The sequence below is a fragment of the Ruminococcus sp. MSJ-25 genome, from assembly GCF_018917825.1.
Taxonomy (GTDB): domain Bacteria; phylum Bacillota; class Clostridia; order Oscillospirales; family Ruminococcaceae; genus Hominimerdicola; species Hominimerdicola aceti.
In genome coordinates this window covers 21,678-45,374 of the sequence record NZ_JAHLPI010000016.1, presented here as the reverse complement: position 1 = coordinate 45,374, position 23,697 = coordinate 21,678, and the positions used below count along the sequence as shown (strand labels likewise).

15 protein-coding genes, 1 tRNA gene and 1 CRISPR repeat array are annotated in these 23,697 nt (G+C 42.5%); of the genes, 6 read left to right on the top strand and 10 right to left on the bottom strand.

Annotated features, from left to right (window positions below):
* Positions 1-226 precede the first annotated feature (226 nt).
* From KQH97_RS06145 to KQH97_RS06135, 3 genes are all read right to left on the bottom strand, one after another.
* A complete protein-coding gene (locus tag KQH97_RS06145; RefSeq protein ID WP_216553484.1) occupies positions 227-1,747 on the bottom strand; it encodes an NPXTG-anchored protein in 1,521 nt (506 codons plus the stop codon).
* A 207-nt stretch (positions 1,748-1,954) separates the two neighbouring features.
* Entirely contained in the window at positions 1,955-3,880 is a 1,926-nt protein-coding gene (locus KQH97_RS06140) for a GLUG motif-containing protein (RefSeq protein WP_216553482.1), read from the bottom strand.
* A 204-nt stretch (positions 3,881-4,084) separates the two neighbouring features.
* Positions 4,085-5,788, bottom strand: a complete 1,704-nt coding sequence (locus KQH97_RS06135; RefSeq protein ID WP_216553480.1) for a GLUG motif-containing protein — start codon at positions 5,786-5,788, stop codon at positions 4,085-4,087.
* A gap of 225 nt (positions 5,789-6,013) precedes the next feature.
* Between KQH97_RS06135 and KQH97_RS06130 the strand changes: the two genes are divergently transcribed.
* From KQH97_RS06130 to KQH97_RS06120, 3 genes are all read left to right on the top strand, one after another.
* Positions 6,014-6,727 carry a LytTR family DNA-binding domain-containing protein gene (locus KQH97_RS06130; RefSeq protein ID WP_216553478.1) on the top strand — a complete coding sequence of 238 codons (714 nt, stop codon included), beginning with the start codon at positions 6,014-6,016 and terminating at the stop codon, positions 6,725-6,727.
* Positions 6,727-8,049: a sensor histidine kinase gene (locus KQH97_RS06125; RefSeq protein ID WP_216553476.1), complete on the top strand. Its 1,323-nt coding sequence runs from the start codon at positions 6,727-6,729 to the stop codon at positions 8,047-8,049. The genes KQH97_RS06130 and KQH97_RS06125 overlap by 1 nt, the downstream gene beginning before the upstream one ends.
* A 210-nt stretch (positions 8,050-8,259) precedes the next feature.
* Positions 8,260-9,357, top strand: coding sequence for a glycerol dehydrogenase (locus KQH97_RS06120; RefSeq protein ID WP_022286582.1), 1,098 nt, complete (start codon positions 8,260-8,262; stop codon positions 9,355-9,357).
* Between the two features lie 118 nt (positions 9,358-9,475).
* On the opposite strand, the gene KQH97_RS06115 is transcribed toward KQH97_RS06120, so the two are convergent.
* Both KQH97_RS06115 and KQH97_RS06110 read right to left on the bottom strand, forming a co-directional pair.
* Positions 9,476-9,625, bottom strand: coding sequence for a hypothetical protein (locus KQH97_RS06115; protein ID WP_216553474.1), 150 nt, complete (start codon positions 9,623-9,625; stop codon positions 9,476-9,478).
* Positions 9,626-9,846: 221 nt separating this feature from the next.
* Complete coding sequence (locus KQH97_RS06110; RefSeq protein ID WP_216553472.1) at positions 9,847-13,101, bottom strand: fibronectin type III domain-containing protein; 3,255 nt, start codon at positions 13,099-13,101, stop codon at positions 9,847-9,849.
* Positions 13,102-13,326: 225 nt separating this feature from the next.
* Between KQH97_RS06110 and KQH97_RS06105 the strand changes: the two genes are divergently transcribed.
* Both KQH97_RS06105 and KQH97_RS06100 read left to right on the top strand, forming a co-directional pair.
* Positions 13,327-13,403, top strand: a tRNA-Pro gene (locus KQH97_RS06105).
* A gap of 581 nt (positions 13,404-13,984) precedes the next feature.
* Complete coding sequence (locus KQH97_RS06100) at positions 13,985-14,398, top strand: hypothetical protein (RefSeq protein ID WP_216553470.1); 414 nt, start codon at positions 13,985-13,987, stop codon at positions 14,396-14,398.
* On the opposite strand, the gene cas13d is transcribed toward KQH97_RS06100, so the two are convergent.
* Positions 14,385-17,162, bottom strand: a complete 2,778-nt coding sequence (gene cas13d, locus KQH97_RS06095; RefSeq protein WP_216553468.1) for a type VI-D CRISPR-associated RNA-guided ribonuclease Cas13d — start codon at positions 17,160-17,162, stop codon at positions 14,385-14,387. The genes KQH97_RS06100 and cas13d overlap by 14 nt on opposite strands.
* Before the next feature lie 80 nt (positions 17,163-17,242).
* A CRISPR array of direct repeats spans positions 17,243-17,531; the repeat unit is 25 nt; unit sequence GTTTTAGACTAGTGCAAATTCGCAC.
* Positions 17,532-18,227: 696 nt separating this feature from the next.
* Here cas13d and KQH97_RS06090 point away from each other — a divergent pair.
* The gene (locus KQH97_RS06090; protein ID WP_216553466.1) at positions 18,228-19,397 is read left to right on the top strand and encodes a hypothetical protein; all 1,170 of its coding nucleotides are present in this window, start codon (positions 18,228-18,230) and stop codon (positions 19,395-19,397) included.
* Positions 19,398-19,623: 226 nt separating this feature from the next.
* On the opposite strand, the gene KQH97_RS06085 is transcribed toward KQH97_RS06090, so the two are convergent.
* The 4 genes from KQH97_RS06085 to KQH97_RS06070 all read right to left on the bottom strand — a co-directional run bounded on the left by KQH97_RS06085 (position 19,624) and on the right by KQH97_RS06070 (position 23,686).
* A complete protein-coding gene (locus KQH97_RS06085; RefSeq protein WP_022288047.1) occupies positions 19,624-20,391 on the bottom strand; it encodes a glycoside hydrolase family 16 protein in 768 nt (255 codons plus the stop codon).
* 114 nt (positions 20,392-20,505) lie between these two features.
* Entirely contained in the window at positions 20,506-21,267 is a 762-nt protein-coding gene (locus KQH97_RS06080; RefSeq protein WP_117878607.1) for a helix-turn-helix domain-containing protein, read from the bottom strand.
* Positions 21,268-21,386: 119 nt separating this feature from the next.
* A complete protein-coding gene (locus tag KQH97_RS06075; protein WP_253286390.1) occupies positions 21,387-22,811 on the bottom strand; it encodes an ABC transporter substrate-binding protein in 1,425 nt (474 codons plus the stop codon).
* A 17-nt stretch (positions 22,812-22,828) separates the two neighbouring features.
* Complete coding sequence (locus KQH97_RS06070; protein WP_216553462.1) at positions 22,829-23,686, bottom strand: hypothetical protein; 858 nt, start codon at positions 23,684-23,686, stop codon at positions 22,829-22,831.
* Positions 23,687-23,697: the final 11 nt, after the last annotated feature.

The window sequence follows — 23,697 nt, the reverse complement described above, 5'->3', positions numbered from 1 at the left end:
TTCATGGTATAAAATAGATAATAAAAGATATTGACTATTGTCAAGGGTTAGCTCAGGCTTATGCAGACCGTTTTGCATTATCGATATAAAATAATTGCATTTTTATGTTTTTTTGCAAAAAAACGCCCTGAATTATGCAGGCAGCCGCCGCTTTCCTGCAAACAGAGAAAGGCAGTCCTCAAGGAACTGCCTTTCTCCGAAATATCAACATAAGGGGAGATCTAATTTACTTTTTCTTCTTAGCCATGACCACAGCCGCACCGCTCAGAAGAGCAAGGGCGAATGCTCCGCCTGCAACGCCGGTCGATGGGTTTGTGTTTGAAGCGTTTGAAGCTGCCTTTGAGCTGCTGTCTGACTTGCTGTCAGTTGCCTTGCTGTCAGAAGATGAACTGTCGGAAGCGGAACTGCTAGTATCTGACGAAGCATCAGAACTGCTTACGCTGTCAGGCTGTGAAGAAGCAGGCGCTTTCTTTACAAGGTTTGCCACAGCATCGTTTATAGCCTTTGCCATAGCGTCCACATCAGCCTGCTCTGTGATGTTCTTTGTTCTGTCGATAGCGGCAAGAGCCTTTTCGACTTCTGAGAAGTCCTCATAATCGTCCTTGTTGAGAGCCTTTGCAGCCTTTTCTGCTTTGTCTAACTCCGTATAATCAGCATCCTTATAAACAAGTGCCTCAACAGCATCGTTTATATCCTTTGCCATTTTGTCAACATCTGACTGCTGTGTAAGGTTTTTAGTTCTGTCGATAGCTTCAAGTGCCTTTTCTACGGCTGTAAAGTCCACATAGTTGTCCTTATTAAGGGCCTTTGCAGTTTCTTCTGCCTTGTCAAGCTCTGTATAATCTGCCTTTGCATACTCAAATACAGCCGAACTGTCTCTATGAACTGCGAATGGTTTTTCACATTCATCAGTATGGAATGTACCGCCCTTTATCTCGCACTTTTCGCAATCGTAAAGGAAAATTCCGATGTTACCACCGAGTGTGATATCTCCGCCGGAAATTACCGCATTCTTAGTATTGCCTGAACCAACATAGATATCTGCAAGTTTACCATTGATATCTAACTTTCCGTCCTCTATGATCAAGCCTGTCTTAGGCTCAGGAGCGCCTATGCCAACAACAAACAAACCTATTCTTCCGGCCTTAACATTGACCTCTCCACCGTATATCTCGATAGAACCGTTAGCATACAGACCATCGTTCCAACCATCTTCAGGGTCAGCCATAGTTGTATCAATATTCACAGCCGCTTCCATTACTTTTATGGTATACAAAGTAATGGCTGCACCGCCCTGAATATCAACTGTACCTGACTCAAAGGTGATATTTGGCTGATCCATTGAAGGACTATTGCCTGTTTCTTCAAGATTAAGCACACTGTCCTTAGTCTTTCCACTTAGTACTACACCGGTATCTTTTGCGCTTCCTTTTCTCGAAATAACTGTAGTGCCTGAGGTCATCTTGTTATCTCCTGAGAAAACTATATTAGTAACTTTTTCTCCGTCAACAATGACACAAGACTTTTTCGCCGTCGAAAAATCAACATTGTCAAGAGTAAGCGTCAGAGTATCAGCGTCCCAGCTCCAGCCCTCGTCTTCATTTTTCTGATCGTTCTGAAATTCTGACGTTGTAAGGTCAAGAGTTGTAGTTCTCTGCTGATTTGCCGCAAAAACATTTATTGCAGGCAAAGATGCCATACATATGACCGTTGCGAGCATTGTGCTAAAAATTCTTGTCTTTTTCATATTTTATCCTCCCGAAATATAAGACTTCATATCATATTTGCATTGCGTTATAAAACCGCCCTGCTTATAATTATGATAGCAGAACAGTAATAATTTTTCAACTATTTTGACACAAACGGTCAAAAATCTGCACAAGCGGTATTCATTTAAACAAATAATGTATGAAAGTCCCACTTAATTGCTTTATATGTCTATTTAATGGATATATTACTTTTTCTTCTTAGCCATGACCACAGCCGCACCGCTCAGAAGTGCAAGAGCGAATGCTCCGCCTGCAACGCCGGTCGATGGGTTTTTGTTTGAAGCGTTTGAAGCTGCCTTTGAGCTGCTGTCTGACTTGCTGTCAGTTGCCTTGCTGTCAGAAGATGAGCTGTCGGAAGCGGAACTGCTCGTATCTGACGAAGCATCAGAACTGCTTACGCTGTCAGGCTGTGAAGAAGCAGGTGCTTTCTTTACAAGGTTTGCCACAGCGTCATTTATAGCCTTTACCATAGCGTCCACATCAGCCTGCTCTGTGATGTTCTTTGTTCTGTCGATAGTGGCAAGAGCCTTTTCGACTTCTGAGAAATCCTCATAATCGTCCTTGTTGAGAGCCTTTGCGGCTTTCTCTGCCTTGTCAAGCTCTGTATAATCTGCTGACTTGTAAACAAGTGCCTCAACAGCGTCGTTTATATCATTTGTCATTTTGTCAACATCTGACTGCTGTGCAAGATCTCTATACCCTCTTAAAGCCTCAACTGCACTGTACAAGTTTGCAACGCTTTCATCTGTGTAGATAGAAAGGTCGGCAGGAATATTACCCAGCACTTCATAAACATTGCTGTAGTCAGCAGGCTCAGCACCGCAGGCAGGAGTATCGTTATCAAGCTTTGTCCAGGCTTCACTGCCAAGCTTATCAGTGAACTCGTCTTTTTTCATATCATCTATGGCGTACGGCAATGCACTTTCAGCAGCATCTGCTGTATTTTCTGCATTATAGTAACAATTTTCAAACTTGCTTCTCTCCATGGTGCTCTGCATTGCAAAAGCATAAGCGAAAGAAGAAATATCAGATACAAGACCTGTTGCATAGCAATTCTTTACAGTGCCATAATAGTTATTGCTTGCAGCGTCAGTACCCAAGAATGACGCACCAACAAAACTATTGCTTACATCACCCTTTGCATAGCAGTTGCTGATGTTAAGACCTGAGATGTTTCCAACAAAGCCGCCTGCATATTCTGCACCTGTTATATTGCCTGTGGCATAGCAATTTTCTATCAAAGTTTCATCAATTGTCACTCCATTACCTATTCCAACGAAGCCACCTACTGCGATACCACGACCATTTCCTGTTACCTCAACAGAAACGTCTGCACCGCAATATTTAGCAGATGAGCCTTTTGCGAGCGTACCAACAAAGCCACCAACATTGCCCTTTTTTGTTGATTCCTCTATCTTTCCGGAAACACGGCTGTGACTTACTGTTGTATCGCCGTCCTGAACGCCTACTAATCCTCCTATGCTGTTAATAGCAACATAGCTGCCGTCAGAGCCTGCTTTCATGTCAAGACCAGTAACAGTACAATTTACTATATCGCCCATAGAATAACCTACAAGCGCACCTCCCATGCGGAAGCCATATCCACTGCTGTGATTTCCGCCAACATAGTTTATAGAAACATTTTCAAGAACTACGTCCTCGATAGTGCCGCTGGTCGCACCGAACAAGCCGCATACATCGCCACTGTATGGCGATGTTTCTGTTCCAATGGTAAGATTTTTGATAGTATAACCATTTCCGTCAAAGTTGCCAGAGAAAACAAAATATTCATGACCACCCATAATAAGGTCTGCCGCTGTGTAGCCTATCGGTGTCCACTCTTTTCCCCCAAGGTCGATATCCTCTGTAAGCTCAAAGTATGTATCCTGAAACTTTTCTCCATACGTTCCCGATTTCATACTTTCGCCAAGATATGCAAGCTGTGAGCCGGTAGCTATTTGATAAGGGTCGTCTTTGGTGCCTTTTCCTCCTGCAAAAGATTCCGCTACAGAGCCGTCCCAGACCTCTGTACCGTCAGCAAAAACAGAAACAGGCACTAAGCTTGCCGCAAGACCCATCGTCACCAAAAGACTTAAAATTTTCTTTTTCATTCTAATTCCTCCATAGTATTTTTCGTTGCTGATATTTCTTTTTTTACTCAGAGCATAAATTTTCACGATTATTTTAACACAACCTACACACTTGTCAACAAGTTTGACACAAGCCGTCAAAAATCTGCGCAAGCGGTATTCATTTAAACAAATAATGTATGAAAATCCCACTTAATTGCTTTATATATCTATTTAATGGATATATTACTTTTTCTTCTTAGCCATGACTACAGCCGCACCGCTCAGAAGTGCAAGAGCGAATGCTCCTCCAGCAACGCCGGTCGATGGGTTTGTGTTTGAAGCGTTTGAAGCCGCCTTTGAGCTGCTGTCTGTCTTGCTGTCGGCAGTCGAGCTGTCAGGCTGTGAAGAAGCAGGTGTTTTCTTTACAAGGTTTGCCACAGCGTCATTTATAGCCCTTACCATAGCGTCCACGTCAGCCTGCTCTGTGATGTTCTTTGTTCTGTCGATAGCGGCAAGAGCCTTTTCGACTTCTGAGAAGTCCTCATAATCGTCCTTGTTGAGAGCCTTTGCGGCTTTCTCTGCCTTGTCAAGCTCTGTATAGTCTGCTGACTTGTATGCAAGTTCAAAAGCCTGTGTATGTGTTGCGATATCCGCTGAAATAGTTATTTCCTTGCTGAAAGGCTCGCAATCGTCAGCAGTTACCCCTACTGTGTAAGTACCTGCTGTAAGCATTGCAGTGTTGCCTGTTATCTCTTTTCCGTCTACCTTTATTACAACATTTTTCAGGTCAGCAGGTGTTACTTCAAAATCAACTGCATATTCCTTAGTTGGCAGGACAGGTGTTTTTCCCTCAACATACTGATACTTTGCACCGTCGGCTGTCAGCTCGTCATAAAATTCTTTTGTTGTCATATAGTCATATGCTTTAGCCTTGCCTGCTTCTTTATTTGAACCGCAAGCTTCAACATCTTCTGTTTCTGTGAAATAGTTGTTTTTAAAGTCAGGTGTAGACGAGGAATCTTTTCCCACTATTCCGCCGAAACGTGTATATGGCTTTCTGGCTGAATACTGTGAAAGGTCAATTTCTCCTGCAAAATAGCAATCACTTACAGAACCGCCGGCTACTGAACCAACGATACCGCCTACATCTGTGGTTCCGTTGCCAACCGGCGTGAGTTTTCCTGTAACATAGCTGTTTATGACCTTGGAATCGCCATACAAACATCCTACGATACCGCCGGCGTCTGGTGCAGCATATACCATATCGCCTGTGCTTGAACAATAGCGAACTTCCGTTCCATTCTGTGCATATCCAACTATACCGCCCACATAAAGACTTCCGCTGTCGCCTGAGATAGTTATGTCTGCTGTGTTCTCACAATATTCAAAAGTTGTGGCGTCTGCCTGACCTACCATGCCTATTAAGCCATAAACATATTTGCCGTTATTGTTGAACGATACGTTTGACACACAATCAGAAATAGTACAATCACCTGCAAATCCTGCAATAGTGCCATAAAAAGTATAGTCGTTATCAGTATTTGTCACATCAATACTTCCCTCTATAGTCAGACCTGATACCTCCGCTTCCTCGATATCGCCAAAGAAACCGACCAACACGTCTTTACCATAAATAGACGTAAAATCAATGTTTGAAATAGTATGACCATTTCCGTAAAATTTACCGCTGAAACAATGTTCAATATAGCCGTTTTTACCGATAACGTTTCCGATAGGCGTCCATACAACACCTGTCAAGTCAAGGTCATTTTCAAGAACAACAACTGCGTCCTTATTCTTGTCATAATCTCCGTTGTTTACCGCTTTTGAAAACGCCAACAGGTCGTCAACAGTTTTTATTACCGTCTTATTATCGTCTGCAAATGCCGTTGTCGGCACAAACAAAAGACAGCCCGTCACCAAAAGACTTAAAATTTTCTTTTTCATTCTAATTCCTCCATAATATTTTTCTGGGTTGATATTTCTTTTTTACTCAGAACATAATTTTACATGATTATTTTAACATGGCCTACACACTTTGTCAATAGATTTGGCACAAACGGTCAAAAACCTGCACAAGCGGTAATAAAATAAATGAATAATGCTTGAATTTTGCTTTGATATGTGTTATTATATATTAAGAAATCATGTATAAGAAAGGATTTTTACAGTATGAGAGTGGCATTGGTAGACGATAATAAAAACGACCTTGCACTTCTTCATGAATATATTTCCGAACAAACCGCTCACAGCTGTCAGATAGATACGTTTTCAAGCGGAGAAAGCTTTTTGTCATGTTGGCAGATGGGAGCTTATGATCTGGTGGTGCTTGATATATTCATGGGGAAAATGACAGGGATAGAGGTCGCAGAAAAGCTTCGTGAAACAGACAAAAGCGTCCATATCGCATTCGGCACTTCAAGCAACGAGTTTGCAAGCGAAAGCTACGACCTCAACGCCTGCTACTATCTTTGCAAACCCTTTCAGGCTGACAAAGTAAAAGCCATGCTTGACCGGATCGGTTCTGATGAAATTGATCGTATGCGTTCCGTTAAGCTTCCCGACGGACAGAACGTGATACTCAGAAATGTTATCTACATAGACTGTGCGTCACATATCGTGACTATCCATTGCGCAGACGGTGAAAGCATAGTTTCAAGAAATTCTTTCGCTGAGATCGAGAGCATTTTTTGCAGTCATTCATACTTTTACACCTCCACCAAAGGCGTCATCGTGAATTTCTATGAGATAACCCAGCAAAAAAGCGACCTTTTCATAATGAGCGACGGCACACATATCCCCATAAGTCGCCGAAAATCCAGAGAAACATTAGACGCCTTCGCTCAGTTTCGCTTCAGTGATCTGCGAAAAGGCGGTGAGCAGTAATGCCTCCTTTGTACCGCCTTGTGGAAGTGGGCATATATTCCCTTCTGAATTTTCTGCCACTTATGGTGCTTGCCCTTTATCCCTTCCGGCATAGGCTTCGCTTTTCCAAAACAGCTACTGTGGGACTTGTTGTGGCTCTTTCACTGGTGCAGATCTTCTTAGGCTGGCAGGCGGCATTTTTCAGCACAAATGCAGGTCTGCTAAGTGCAGTCAGCACCCTGCTCTATGCGGCTTTTTACTTTTTCGCTGTGAAGGTCAAGGTCGGCAAAACAGGCTTCACACTGCTTCTGCTTTCAAATAACGCAAGCTTTATCGTCATTACCTCAAAATGTCTGGAGGGCATTCTGTTCCCGTCACTTGCCTATGAATCATACCGCTGGTCGTTTTCCCTTTGTATGCTTATGACAGAAGCCGTGGTATGGGGGCCGCTTTTTATCTACATGAAAAAGGTCTACACACCTGCGGTGGAAAGAGAGCCGTCAGGTCTGGAGTGGCGCTATCTTTGGCTTATCCCATTTACGTTCTATATAATATGGTATTATACTCTCTACGGCAACTCTGCGAAAAGCAGCTTAGAGCTTGCTCTGGAGCCAAAGAACACCATAGCTCTGTTCTTTATAAACGCAGGGGCATTTCTGGTGTATTACATCGTGGCACGGCTGGTCATCGAGCAGCAGAAAAATCTGCGGCTTCAGGAAAATAACCACCTGCTTGAAATGCAGAACCTGCAATATGACTATTTGCAGGATAAGATAAAAGAAACAAGACGCTATAAGCATGATGTCAGACATCATATCGCTCTTATGCAGGAGCTTCTGAAAAAGGGCGAATATGATAAGCTTTCGGAATATCTCAACGCTTTCAGGGATTCTATGCCCGATATATCAGAACACATTTACTGCAAAAACACATCTGTAAGCGCACTTCTTGCATATTTTGCTCAAATAGCGGAAAGCAGCGGCATTGAATACAAGGTGAGCGCTGACATCCCAGATGATATAAAAATAGACATAACCGACCTCTCTGTGCTTTTCGGAAATCTTATCGAAAATGCCATTCACGGCTGCGTGGCTGACAGTGCAAAGAATAAAAAAATAATAATCAGAGCAAAGGCTGACAGCTATTCCCTCTGCCTGGCGGTGGACAACACCTTCACCGGAACTATCCTCACCGACCCAGAAGGCGGTTTCCTTTCCTCAAAACGCAAAGGCAAAGGGATCGGCACAGAGTCTGTCAAGAACATTGCCGCCAAATACAATGGCGTAGCTAAATTTGAATACGGTGACGGAATGTTTTACGCTTCCGTAATGCTGAACATATGAAAAAGGCGGAAAGCTCGCAAAGAGCCTCCGCTTTTTCTGTTTTATCGTCCTCCAAGCTTTACATTTTCAAATGTTGCCACCACAAATAATTCACATATCATTTATAAAATGTTTCTTGCATCTTTTGTGCAAAATGCTATAATCTAATTGAAAATACGGAGAGAATTCCGTATAAAGTTAATAAATCAAACAAATCGGAGGTAATTCATTATGATGGGAAGACTCAGAGCAATGCGTGAGCCGCTCAAATATGTTCAGGGCAGAGATGCTACACTTAAGTTTCATGAAGAAATGGGCTATATGGGCAAAAGGTGGCTGTTTGTATGTTCAAACAGCGGCTACAAAGCCTGTCATGACAAGATAGAGAAAAGCTTTGGCGAGCTTGACGATTACAGACGCTATGAAGTATTTGGTGGTATATCAAGCAAGGGCGAGATAGCCAAAATGGAAGAGATAGTAAAGGCTGACAACATCGACACAGTAGTTGCAGTTGGCGGCGGAAGCGCAGTTGATACTGCAAAAGCTACAGCATACTATACAGGCAAGCACATTGTTATCGTGCCTACAGTTGCGGCAACAGATGCGCCTTGCACAGGTCTGTCAGTAATATACAATGACGACCACAGCTTTGACAAATATCTTTTCTATCCTACCAATCCAGACGCAGTAATGGTAGACACAACAGTTATCGCAAACGCACCTGTAAAGTTCCTTATTGCAGGCATGGGCGATGCACTTGGTACATATTTTGAGGGCAGAGCTTCCATAAGAACAGAGTCTGCAAGCCTTGAAGGCACAGGCATCACAAGAGCAGGACAGGCACTTGCAAGACTTTGCTATGACACGCTGAAAACATACGGCAAGCAGGCAGTTGAGGCTTGCAAGGTACACGCAGTTACACCTGCCCTTGAAGCTATCTGCGAGGCTAACGTATATCTTTCAGGCGTTGGAGCAGACAACGTAAACTGTGCGGCTGCACACTCGTTCTACAATGGCGTAACATCATTGGGAATCAAGCACGCAGACCACGGCTGTTGTGTAGCCCTTGGTACACTGGTTCAGCTTGTACTTGAGGGTGCGCCAAAGGAAGAGTTTGAAGAGGTACAGAACTTCTGCCTTGAAGTGGGACTTCCTGTCACACTCGAGGAGATCGGTGTAACTACACCTGAGCAGGTAGAAACTATCGCAAAGAACGCTTGCATCCCAGGCGAAACTATCCACAATCTTGCAGGCGACGTACAGCCTATCGAGCTTTATGACGCTATCATGCAGGCAGACGCAATGGGCAAGATTGCGCTGGGAAAATAAAGAATAGTGTTAATTTAAAATGATATTGCCACCCACGACTGATTTGGCTGTGGGTGGTTTTTTTGCGAAAAAAACAGAGAAACCCGATCAATGGGTTTCTCTGCCTCTTTTTGCTGTATTAAATACACAGTAAGGCGGAATTAGGTGCAGGAGCAAGCTCTGAATTGTAAGGCTTACGTTCAAACTTGCCTGAGCGGCACTGAAGTTGGGCAATAAAAAGCCATGACGGGAAATGCCCGTCACGGCGAGTGATTTCAAAATTTATCATAACGCAATTCTATCTCACCGGGAACAAAAAAATCCGTCCTACCCAAAGTAAGACAGAAATTGGGTGCAGGGTCGAAACTTTCAGAAAAAGACCAACGATTGGTGCTTGAAGTTTCTGAAAGACTAGGAAAAGAATAATTTTTGAGGCCTCGAACTGCAATATCAAAGTAAAAATAAAACAGCGTACCGCAATCCCCTGCGATACGCTGTTCTCATATAAAATTACTTCTTAGTAGTCACACTCTTTGAAGCCGACCAAGCGCCGTAGTATTTCGTACCCTTTACAGTTGTGTACGAACGAACACGAACGTAATATTTCTTTTTGCCTGAAAGCTTTGAAACAGTGGTCTTGTCGGTCTTGTTGTTTGTTATGGTAACTTTCTTTGCACTTGTGAACTTTGAGTTAGTAGCATACTGAATTTCATATCCGGTAGCCGAGCCTTTCTGCGCCCAGTCCACAAAGAATGCCTTGCTCTTAGCCGTGAGCTTCTGTATCTCCTGCTTGGCAGGATTTATCTTGAATGTCTTTGTGACAGTGCCTGTGTAAGAGCCTTTTCCTGCAATTTTTACAGTGGCAGTGCCTACTTTCTTGTTGTTTGAGTACGAAACTGTGTAGTCAGTGCCTTTTTTCAACGTTTTGCCATTGTATTTAACAGTAATGCTCTGAGTGATGTTCTTGCCAGTGAAAGCCTTTGTGGAAATGCCCGAAACTGTGGCTTTCTTGAAGTTATTTTTGATACTGTAGGTCTTAGAAACTGAGCCAGTGTAATTGCCCTTGCCCGTGATAGTGACCTTTGCTGTTCCGACCTTGATGTTGTTTGAATAGGAAACTGTGTAATCTGTACCATTCTTCAAAGTTTTGCCGTTTAGCTTGACCGTTACACCAGGCTTCTTTGCCTTGCCGTCATATGCGTAGGTCGAAGTGGAAAGTGTCACGCTTGCCTTTGAAATGCTAATTCTTGAAAGTGCAGGGATCTCAGCCGTTTCAAGAACTTTCTTGCAGACTGTACATTCCTTGTGCTTTGAGCCTTTAACTCCGATAGAAGCCGCTTTGTCGACTATCCAACCGCTTGACTTGTGACCTGTGGCATTTATCACTGTCTGAACCTTGATAACAGTATTGCAAACTGAGCAATGTGAGCCGTCTGTTTTGCCTGCGGTGGTGCAAGTAGCAGGGCAGCCCTTGTCGGTAACTGCGGTGTGACCCTTTGCAGGAAGCTTTTCTGTAACTGTCGCATTGCACTTTGTGCAAGTCTTTATAGCAGTACCCTCTGATGTGCAGGTCGGCTGTTTTGTGACAACAGAATTTCCGTAGCTGTGACCTGTTGCTTTTGTTGTGTTGTCCTTGTATGAAGTACCGCAAACAGAACACTTGTGGAGAGTGTAGCCGTCAGTAGTGCAAGTAGGTGCAACAACTGTGTCAGCATATTTGTGTGAAGTCTTTGGTATAGTTTCTGTAACTGTCGCATTGCACTTTGTGCAAGTCTTTGTTTTTGTACCCTCTGATGTGCAAGTCGGTTGTTTTGTTACAACAGAATTTCCGTAGCTGTGACCTGTTGCTTTTGTTGTGCTATCCTTGTATGAAGTACCGCAAACAGAACACTTGTGGAGAGTATAGCCGTTAGTAGTGCAAGTAGGTGCAACAACTGTGGTTGTGTAGCTGTGGGAAAGCTTTGCAATTGTTTCTGTCACTGTTGCTCCGCACTGCGTACAAGTCTTTGTTTTTGTACCCTCTGCTGTGCAGGTAGGCTGTTTTGTGATAACAGCACTGCCATATGTGTGGCTCGTGCATCCGCAGGTGAGTTTGTATGTCTTTGCTACAGACGGATTGTATGTAGGATAAATTTTTACAGTGAGTGAACCGCCGTTTTTGAATGTGATACGTCTTATATCATTAGCATAGTTTTCAAGCTTATTTACACTTACCATACTGCGATCAGAAAATTCAACTGTGTAGTCTGTATCGTCATAAAGCCAGAAATCAATGCTGTCGCCCACACTGAACTGAGTTTTGCTCAATACGCTTGAAAAGGTCGTATTCGAAAGGTCTGTGCGCCAATAAACAGTGGTAGAGGTCGGAACTGTGAACTTATTCACATAGCCGCAAGACTTACAGGTCTGTGTTACAGTGCCGTCAGTTTTTGATGCGTACTTTGTTTCATAGTCATGGCCTGTTTTGACATCAACCGTCTTTATATCGTCAAGATTTGAAAGGTTCAGGGAGTTAAAGGTCACGTTATTTTTATCGTAAATATACCAAACTGCTCTGCCGTTTTTGATAACAGGCTGGCAATCTGAAAGGCTTCCCTCAAAGGTGTGTATACTGCCGTTTACTGTGCCGTCAGCGTTTAGCTTTACACAGCTTACCTTTGTATCTCTGGCCCACAACAGCAAAAAGCTGTTATCATTTATCTTCACAAGCTGTGGAGCAGAAGCCGAGTCTGTACCCTCTGCATAAGAAGTTATCTTATTGAGCTTGTTTGTGGAAAGATCCTTTGAAACAGCGGAAACGTAGACGTTTCGTGTTTCTGACGTATTGATATAATCAAGGTCAACTGTACTCTGTGCCACTATATAGCTTGACGATGACACATCAAAGCCGCCTATAGCCGCACCTGTATAGTTATAGTGACCGGAGGTATATTCAGGGTATGTTACAACGTCGATATTGCCGCCCTTTTCATAATAGCTTGGGAAGAATTTGCCTGTGGTAAAATCAGAATTATACTTCACCAGAACAGCAGAACGTGGATGAGCGTCACCATGGTCGAGGGCGACTATATGGGTGCCGTCGGTTTTTATAAACTGATTGAAGGAGTGGCTCACATAGCCATACTCCACATTCATGACGCCGGTATACGAATCCGTGATAGTCATTGAAGGCATATCCACTTCAATGGTAACATTAGACTGATGATTATTGCCGTCGCTTGATTTATACATTTCGTGGCAGGTTCTCACAAGCAGGTGGTCACCGCTATGGGTCATTCTTGCCGAGCCTGCATCGAATGGGACTGTAGTGTTAGCTCCATACAGACCGCAGGACTTTATTTTGTTCCAATTCTTATCATACTTCGTTATACGGAAAACCTCGAGGGAGTCGTTTTGTTTCGGATTTTCCTGACCGCTCAGGACGTAATAGTTATCGCCTGAGTCATAGAAAGCACCAAAGATCGGCAGCTCATTGTCGATAAGCTTAGTGCTGAGCGGTTCAAAATCAGAGCTGTAATATTCCACAAGGAGTTTGCCCTCGATAGCGCCTGACTGGACACGCATATAATTGCCGTTGTCACACACTGTCAGGTAAGATTTCACTGTGTCAGACCATTGCACATAGTCCTGATCATTAACATTAGAGCCTGAATACGCAACACATTGCGCCACGGCAAAGGCACTGAACGATCCAGCAGACACAGCAGTAGAAACAGCCATTGCGCCAGACAGGACAATGCTCAACATTTTTTTCTTCATATTCATCGATTTCATCACCTCATACAAAAACTTTTAAACGAGAACACCTTTATATATATAATATCACAACGCAAGGCGTATGTCAATGAAAATAAGTTACAATGAGAATGATTTCAATAAATTCGTCATACACCAAAGGTCAACGCAGTAAAAAAAGCAAAGAGGATACAAAACTGAAAAAAACGCCTTGACAAGGTTTGATGGGTGTGATATAATATTACAGTGGTATTTCGAGGTGTGGCTCAGTTTGGTAGAGCGCTGCGTTCGGGACGCAGAGGCCGTGGGTTCAAGTCCCGTCACCTCGACCAGTCACTCGCCGTGACGGGCATTGTCCGTCATGGCTTTTTTTATTATCAGAACTTAACGCCGCAGGGAGAGTTTTTGTATTACCTAAACAAGTAGGGTTATGCTTTGAGGAACCGAAAAGCGTAACCCTTTTTATTTTGGTCGAAACGCAGGCTTGAACCCACTGGTCAACGTTCTGTCGCCTCGACCAGTCACTCGCCGTGACGGGCATTGTCCGTCATGGCTTTTTTATTATCAGAACTTAACGCCGCAGGGGGAGTTTTTGTATTACCTAAAAAAGTAGGGCTATGCTTTGAGGAACCGAAAAGCGTAACTCTTTTTTTTGTATGCTCCACATAGCAAAAGTGCCTTATGACTAGCATTAAGGCACTTTACCGATTCAATCTTTCCCCAACCTCTCCGAAATCTCCAGCACAAGCTTCTGATCCTTCTCAGAAAGCCTCGATACGCTGTCCACGATCTTCTGCGTTAGTGCTGGATTTTTGCTGCCATCATCGAAAAACTGCTGATGATAAAGATATAGAGCAGATAAAACGAACCATGCTTGAACGTGTCGAAAGTATCGAGCCTAGAATAAGAGATTATGCAGAAGAATGGCATATCAACATATTCAGACAAAAAGATCTCCGTTGGAGATATAAGAAAAACTCAGCTTATCACTACATATGGTGTTGGCGCTATAGTTGACTTTAAGAACGATACTATTGTTATCGCTTCTACAGACGATTGGGACTATTCCCCTAATGACGCTGATGAGGTAGAAAATCGAAAAATATTCAGCTTTTTAAGGAGCTTCAACAGCTTTATGCTGCTAAGCGTTTGTAGATATCCGCACCACATTGCATACAGCGCTCTGATTTTCACTTGTTCTACTTCTTCTTTCCCAAAAAACAAATCAAACAGAATATCCACCACGTCTTTTACAAGAATGAATATCACCGCCGCCTCCTGTCCCCAAAGAGAGCGGCGGTATCTACACCACGCTATTTTTCAGTAAGATATTCATTTCTGTCAAACAACTGCTTGATAGAAAGATTTTTAAACCTCGGAATGTTGTATCCGAACGGCGAGTTGAGAGCCTTTACAAAGTCTTTCGTATAGCCGTGATTTTTGAAAAGATCGTCCTCATACTTTATTTTCTCTTCTTGCTTTGTGTCATCTTCCCTTTTTGTGATACAGCGCTGCATAACATAATGATAAATGGAGAAGTAAGAATCCACTGTACGAATATCTCCTATGTATTCTTTCAGTTCACGAACTACAGTAAGATGAGCAATACAGTTGCGGTATTTTCTTGTCATGCTGCTGTCTGCATTATTGATATCAACTTCAACGCACTTGCGCAGCCGCTTGTTCTTTTTCAAGAACAAATTCGGCGACTTATCACGATCATCACAAAGTTCACAAAGCGTCTGTGAAAGTATCCTGTAGTCATTTTTCAAGTTCTTTGAAGCCAACTCAGGAATTATCTCCTTATACAGCCCAAAATCACGTTCAAGGCAGTGTATCGCAATAACATACCTTGCATTGACATTTACAAGATTTTTCACCAGCAGATACATGACCGTAAGATAAAGCCCGATAACAGCCTTTGCCCTCTCCTTAGCCACGTTTTCTCTGCCCTTTGCCTGCTGTTTCACATTTTTGAAATCATCAAATCTGATGTTCTTTATCATTCTCGCAAGCTCACTGCGCTTTGCTTCCAAAGAACTGTTCATGTCAGGAAATTCCACACAACTCTTGTAATAACGCTCTATCTGCGTGTCAGGGATACCCCCAAGAACAAACATGACAACTTTCTCATTCTTAGCCACTTCTCTTATCTTCTGAGCGTTCGCATACTTGATAAGGTATACAAACCGAGAGGACTCGATAACATTGTTTGTTATGAAATTTCTCAGACCATGTATGCCCTTACCTTTTTCTTTAAGTTTTAAGATCTCGCTTATCCTATCGTCCGTGATCTTGTCGTCTATACCGAGTATAGTCAGTGCGTCACGGAACATCGTAAGCTTCGCTGAAGCCGCAGGCTTTCTCATGGAAGCAATGTTCTTTACGATAAAAAGCTCGTTGGTTATCCTCTGGCTGTCATTGAACAGCTTGTAGCCCGCCGTAAGCTCACACTCAACATCAACAGCAGAGCTTTTCATTATCTTCAAAAACTCCTTGATGTTATCAAACTTGCTGATAAGCGTTGTAAGAAGATCGTTTATCTCCTTGCCGTCAAGAAAATATGTGAGCATATATATCATTTTGGAGAAATACAAAAGGTCAGACGCATTCTTCTTTTCACTGTCAAGAATTTTCTCATCAAAATCCATGTCAGCCTTGCCAAGCTCCTTGATAACGTCACCGTTCATGTGGTCGGCGATATTTTCAAAATCATTCCTGAATTTGCCCCAAAGCTTTGCCGCTTCATCAGCATATATCCCCTCTTTTTCATCATCGGTCATTGAAAAACGCAGTTTGCGCACAAGAGCTTCGCCTGCGACAACGTCATTTCTGTAGTAGTTGCAGAAAAGCAGAAAATCCATAAGCTTGTACATCTTTGAGCGCACAGAGTCATATTGCTTGTCCTTAAATCTGAAGCCGTATTCGTCCAGCATTTTCTCACGAAGCTTTTTGATAGAAAAACCGAGATTTTTCTGAGATTTAAGCACAATGAAATCGTAATAAAGGCGTATGATATCATCAGCCTCATAGCCTTTCATCATATCAATAAGCAAGCTGATATTGACCTTGTTGCCCTGGATAAAGCCCTTATTTATAGAATCAAATCTCTCATCTACAAGATAGTCAAGGGTTTCTCTGTATTCGGGATCAATATTGTTAATAAAACTGTAAAGGTCAAATCTTTTTGCACCCGATTTATCATGAAAAACACACTGTCTTATCTGTCCCACAATTGCAAGCATATGATAAACACGCTTTTTGTATGCTTCCGAAGCTCTTGTATCCTTTGTCTTTGGCTCTTCAAGGCCGAAATAGCCAAGGCGCTTAGTTTTCAGCAGGGCATTGAACTTGCTAAGGCTTTTTCTGACATTCGCTTTCTTATCATCAGATAAACTGCTGTTATCAGGGTCAATAAAAACATCATAAATATTATTTGTGGAAAGATACCCAATAAAATCGTCATGACTTTCTGAACCCTTTACACCGAGCATATTGTTCAGCGCATAAACGATATTCGTTACATACACCGCAAGTATCTTTTCAATATCCAGAATGTTGTAAATAAGCTGGATATGTATATTATCATCAAAAGTTTTGCCGAAAAAGCGCTTTTCAAGCTCCGATTTAAGCCCCAGCATATCCCATCTTACAGGCGAGCTTTCACCGCTTCTGTGAGTAGGGTTTGAAGTATTTATCTCCACTCCGCTCTCAAAGCCATGCTTGCTTGAAAAAGTGATGTTTACTTTGGTTACACCACAAAGCTTGATATTGCTGCTGCTCTCAGAGGAAAGCTGAGTTTTGTTGTAGTTATTATTATCCATCTTATCCACCTCATATTCAAGCACAGCAGAATTGCCCTTGCCGAAAGAGGTTATGTACATTTTATTTTCGCTGACAAGAATAGACTTCATTCCTGCCGCCTTGACGGAGGATTTTTTCTTCTCTGCCGCAGGTGCAATGACCTCTACAGCAGGCATGGCAGCGATCGCAGGAGCAGCGTTATTATTTATCTCAGCCGCTTTGAGCTGTCTGGCTTTTTTCTGAGCCTCACGCAGCTCTCTAGGCTTCATTTTATTCTTTTTTGCCATAAATATTACTCCTTATATTAGTTATCCCTTAGCGCATTGAGCGTTAAGGGATTTTTTATTTGTTGGTTTTGATGTTAAATTTTGCCAGTTAGTGCAAATTTGCACCAGTGTAGTAGCGAACGCACGTCCCGTGTCGGTCGAGGGCAGTTTTAGACTAGTGCAAATTCGCACTAGTGTAGTAGACAAGCTAGCCGAAATAGTTGTCATGGGTGTGTTTTAGACTAGTGCAAATTTGCACCAGTGTAGTAGAATGGACAAGATTCAAAAAAGGCATGATGAGTTTTAGACTAGTGCAAATTCGCACCAGTGTAGTAGGTAAAGAATGATTCGAGTTACATACAGGGGTTTTAGACTAGTGCAAATTCGCACTAGTGTAGTAGGTCAAAGTTGACAAAATAATCAATGATATTCTGTAATAAAACACCAAACTTATTTTATCGACGCTTTGCTTTAATGTGTATATTATACCATTTCCAGACACAAATGTCAATAGAAAGTGGCTGTTTTACATAAAGCATTTTCATCACCTCCCGTCTGTTGTTATTTCATCTCATTCCCCAATCTCCTTGACAGCTGCGATAGCACAGTCAAGTACAGCTACAATGATAGCCGTAAGGATCGTCTTTCCCATTTTTATCACCCCCTAGTCTATTGTGATCTCGTCACAGCTCTCAATTTCCTTAACAACTGCTATCGCACAGTTAAGTGCCGATAAAAGGATAGTTGTAAGTATCTTTTTTCTCATTTTCATCACCTCCCGTCTGTTGTTATTTCATCTCATTCCCCAATCTCCTTGACAGCTGCGATAGCACAGTCAAGTACAGCTACAATGATAGCCGTAAGGATCGTCTTTCCCATTTTTATCACCTCCTGTCCTTTGTTCTGTATACATTATACCACCTTATCATCGTCAACAAAAGTGTAATTTTCAAAAACTTTTTTGTCTATGTTTTGGCACATTTATCACGTTTTTACGGCATTTATATCACAATTTTAGCAAAATAATTTTCTATGATATTGACAAAAAGTACATTTGTGATATAATGGATACAAGAGGTGATAAAAATGAGCATGACCCCAAGCACATTTCTGCCCAAGCGTGAGGGCGGCGTACCATATATCGCAGAGGTGCAATCCATACCCCTCTCACCCTCTGCATATTCCGTCATTATCAAGGACAAGTCCATATTTGAAACAAGCCTTTCCCCTAACGGCAGCGTATCAATGTCCTCATTTCTCACAAGTATATTTGATTCAGCATATATCGCATCATTAAAATACAAAAGTGAAAAATATAATGGTATCCCACTTCTGAACGCATTCGTAAAATGGCAGATCGAGGAGATCGATGACGGCCTTGATGATAAAAGCAAGGAGATAATAAAAAGCTATCTTATCTCAAAGCTCTCTGCAAAATACGAAAAGACCAAGACCGAAAATGCAGTGCGAGTAAGGCTCAGCATATGCCGTGACCTTTACGATACACTGAGCAGTGATGACCTTTATTATGAAAACAAGGTGTACAACTCGACCCTAAGAAGATTTCTGAAAGCCGTGTATGAGGACTATGCCCTGCTGTCAGATTGCGAACGAGAAAGGCTTCTTTTCGCCGACAATATCATAAAAATAAATGAAGTCATCAAACAAAACGGCAGCAGATATTACAGCTTCATTTACGCATATTCTAATATGTACAGCCGTGAAAAGCGCCGCATAAGGCTTATCCCCTACCGTATCGTCAGCGACGAATATAAGATGTATAATTATCTTGTCTGCCTGTCCGACGAAAAAAGCGCAGGCAAAGAGTTCAAAGCTGACAGCTGTCGCATAAGCAGATTGAGCGGACTAAGCATTGCAGAAAAGCTCAGCCAAAAGGAATACTCCTCCGTCACCGAATACGAACGGCTGAAAGAGGGTCACGTCAAATCCGTGAAGCACCTGCTCAGCGACCCACGTTTTGGCAGTGATGAGAGCGATATCTCCAAAGTGTACCTCACCGAAAAAGGCGTTGAAATGTTCGGCAAAATACTCTATCAGCGTCCCATACTGAAAGGCAATGAAAAGCCCAAGCCCAACGCTGTCAACGAGTTCATCTCCCCGCCTATCCAAGTCAAATACTATTTCAATAAGTTCGGCAAAGACGGCGTTATCATATCCCCAAGCGACTCGTTTGAAGAAATGAGAACGCTGTATGTCGAAGGTGCTGAGGCGTATAACCGAGAAGTTGAGATGTGAGAATATAAATGAAAATTATAGCAAAAAAACACCCATATACAGAAATATACTCATGATATCATAAATAGTCAAGCTCATGAGAAGAGTTAATATATGAGTTTATCTTTGTAAAATAAACCGACCCCATTCGCTAGACTTTTTGACCTAGCAAATGGGGTCGTTCAAATATCAATATCATTAACTAAAAAAATCAAAACATAAAAGCAAACGTAATATGCGGATCACTTTACTTTTCTGCCGTAAACCTTGCCCACTCATATTCCGCTGTCAGCGGAACTGTGCCGTCAAAGGCTTTCAGCCAGCTGTCAACGCCAATGCCGTTCCACGCATTCATCATTATTTTTCCGGGCGTAACAGGCAGATTTTCAGTAGCCTTGTATGCTTCCTTTCCGTCAACATACCAAGTTATGCCGTCCTCTTTCCACTCAAATGCGTAAGTGTGAAAATCCTCAGAAGCGTCAAAACCAAGATCATACATGTATTCGTGCTTGCCAACACCATTGGTGTAGTAATTGAACTGCACCTTTGTTGTGTCCTTGCCAAGGACTTCAACATCTATTTCGTCCCAAGGATTATCCTCCGACGGACCTGTGTATGTAAAGAACGATGATACAACGCCGTCATTCTTTATGGCTTTCATTGAAACCTCATAAAGTCCATAGCCATAGTTTTCCTTTGAACGATACTCGCCGCCTCTGTACGCTTCGGAATCGCCCATACTGTCAATGGTAAGCTGCATTTTTCCGTCATTGAAAGTTACGTTATCTTCGCTCCACGAACAGTTGAACGGATCACCATTTGACCAGCCTGCTGAAATGGAAAAATCATTTGACGCACCCTTGCTGAAATCTGCCTCAACCGTGTATGGAGAATTGCTTTCCGTTTCCGCCTTGCTGCTGACATCTTGCGAAGAACTGCTGTCAGATGAAGCACCGCAGCCACCCATAGACATAACTATCATTGTGAGAATCGACATAGCCAAAACTTTTTTCATTTTTCATTACCTCCGAATAAATATCAGAATTTTATCTTCTATAAGTATTATAAATCAACAAATGTGATATTTATATCAGAAAAGTAATGCAAATATCAGATTATTAACATCAACTTATATTTTCGATCTGCTTGTGCTATGCTTGTTCCAGTTTGCACGGAAAAACTGATCTCTATACTGTTTCGGCGTAAGTCCTGTCTGTTTCTTAAAGCAGGCAATAAAATGGCTGTGCGAGCTGAAAGCAAGATAATTGGCTATATCAAGCGGACTATATTCAGAATATCTCAGCATATTTTCAGCCGCTTGTATCCTTTTAGACATAATGAAATCAGAGATCTTTACGCCAACTTCCTCTCTGAAAAGCTTTGAAAGATACTGAGGCGTTATGTTCAGTTCATCAGCTATCTGATTGACGGTCACGCCCTTGTAAATATTATCGAAAATGCAGTCAAAGCACATAAGGATATGCTTCGAGTAAACGTTCTGTGACGCAGCTTTTTTCATTTGCTTTGTATAATAAACGATGACTTCTTTGTGTACAGCCATAACGCTTTCTTCATTGCGGCACTCATCACATTTATTAATGTATATATCGCTTATGGTATACGCAGTTTCCGGGTCAAGTCCACCCTCGATGCAAAACCTGCACAGCATAGCTATGGTTATGACAAGATGATACTTGACGTTTCTAAGGTCGTCCTTGCTGAGCCTGCCCTTTCCGTTTGTATCCAGCGGCGTATACAAACGTTTGACCGTTTCAAGATCGCCCGCCCGCACAGCAGAGTAAAATTCCAGTTCCGTTTCATATGGTGAATGATGATAGTCATTTTCCTTTTGCATAAACTGCCGCTTAGACAATTCTCTGTTTATTTCCATAGCTTTCACCCCCTGCTTTTTAGATTATTATATCACATTTACAGACACAAGTAAAGCTTCATATTTATAGAAAAAGGACGGCAAATCACCCTGCCGCCCTTTTTTCTGATAATTAGATATTATTTAGCCTCATTCATTGAAGCCATAGCCTCGTCGATAAGATAATTTATAGCCTTTTCATTTTCCTGAACGACCTGTGACCAGCTCTTTGACTCCTGCGGATTCATTGTTCCTCTTATTGCAGTATCACAGATAGAGTTAAGGTCGGCAGATACGCCCTGTTCAAAGTCGAACACAGGGTTCTGTGCGGAAAGATCATATATAGTATCTCTCATTTCAAGCATTTCATCAGACCAGCCGTAATCGTCCTTATACTGGTCGAGGGTTATCTGATGTGCAGCCTCGTCAAGCTCTGCATAACGGCAGCATTCAAGGAAAGCTGCCACGCCCTCAGGATTTTGAGCGTTTTTTACAATGCTAAAGCCGTGTACTCTTGAAGGGATATACTGTTTATCACTATCAGCTGAGCAAGGAACAGGAACGAACATTACCTCTCCCTTTGATACATCGCCATAGTTTACAGTTGTTGACGGAGCATTCTCAAGTGCCCAAAGTCCGATAGGATAGAAAAGCGTCAGACCTGTTGCCATTCCGCTTCCCTCTGCGTCGCCTCTGAGTTTCCAGTTATTCTCGTGCTTTGGATAAACAACATTGTTCTTCTGCAGCTCATACATCATATTCTGAGCCTTAGCTATCATAGGGTCAGAAATATTATTTACAAGCTTGCCGTCTGTGATACCGATGAGCGGCACACCTGAAGACTGCTGCAAAGCCTTTTCATAATACCAGCCGTCAAGTGCGTATTTATCGCTTTCAGCGTCAGTAAAATCAAGACACATTTCTGTGAATGTATCCCAGTTCCACTTGCCTTCTTTGAAAAGCTCAGCAGGATCATCATAGCCGTTATCTTCCATTGTCTGCTTGTTATATACAAAAACATATGCAGGGTCTGTTCTGATAACGCTCACATAATGCTTATCGCCAAGCATAAACTGATCTGTCGCACCCTTTATGTCTGTCCAAAGAGGCTTTGAAAGATCGATATAATCGTCGATAGGCTCTATCATTGACTTTATAGCGCCCTTAGGGAAAACGTCCATATCATCAGCGCCGATGAAATCAGGTGAATCATTTGACATTACAAGTGCCGCAAGATCGTCAAACTTAGTTTCCCAAGTGGTCTGCACCCAGTTTATCTTACCATTATACTTTGTCTTGAACAAAGCAAGGTCAGCACCTATCTCCTTGTCCTCTGCCTCAGTAGGGTTGATATCCCAATGTGAAAACCACTTTATTTCGTTGCTCTTGAGATCTCTCACATCTTTCATATCATCAGCAAGTCTTTGAACTATCTGCTGCTGATCTTCCTTAAGCTTTTTGTCAACTACCTTGCTTGATGAATCGCTTGAACTTCCGCAAGATGCAAATGCTGAAAGCGAGCAAACCGCAAGGGCAAACGTCAAAACTCTTTTTGCATTATTCATAGCCATACCTCCGAATATTACTTTCTTCTCTTTGCAACGATCACTGCTGTGCCTGCAAGAACAATAACCGCAAGTGTTCCGCCAACAACAGCACCTGTTTCTGCTGCCTTAGATGTATCGTCAGATGCTTTTGAAGATGTAGCCGCTGCTGCAGAAGTCTTGCTTGTATCTGCCTTAGATGAAGAAACGTCTTTCTTTGATGTATCAGCCTTTGAGCTTGAAGTATCAGACTTTGAATCTGCCTTTGAAGTATCTGTTTTTGACTCTCCGCCCTCGGCAGATGCAACACCGAAATCAAGCGTCATTGAAAGTGTTCCGCCGTTGAAAGCGCCTTCCTTCTCCCAGCCTGCGACCTCAGGACAAGCTTTCTTTGTTACCTCGCCTGTTTCCTCATTGACCTCGTCAGTTGGTCTGATATGTATTCTTATTCCACCCTCTGGGTCCTCGTCCAATGAAGTGATAGAATTAAGCGAATCAAAAACCGTTGTTGTGCCGTCCTCGGCAACGAACTTTGCGTCAGATATCTTAACGTCCACAGGATAAACACCATCAGGAAGATTAGCCACCATAACGCCCATATCTCCAAGAGTTCCCTTTCCTGACATTGTCTTGTCGGTGATAACTTTGCTTATCTTATATTCAACAGTTATCTTGCCGGCATCATCAATGCCTACCCAGTCGCCCTGATTCCAGGTCCAGTCCTGACCCATATAAAAGCCCATTGCTCCGATAGAGTAATATGAGTCATTCATTTTTGAGTCCTCCTCTGACGGGTGAACAACATCGCCAAGCTTTGCTGCCGAAACAGAAACTGACATCATTGTTGCTGCGAGAACCGCTGCTGAAAGACCTGCTACAAATTTTTTGATTTTCATAACCTTTTCCT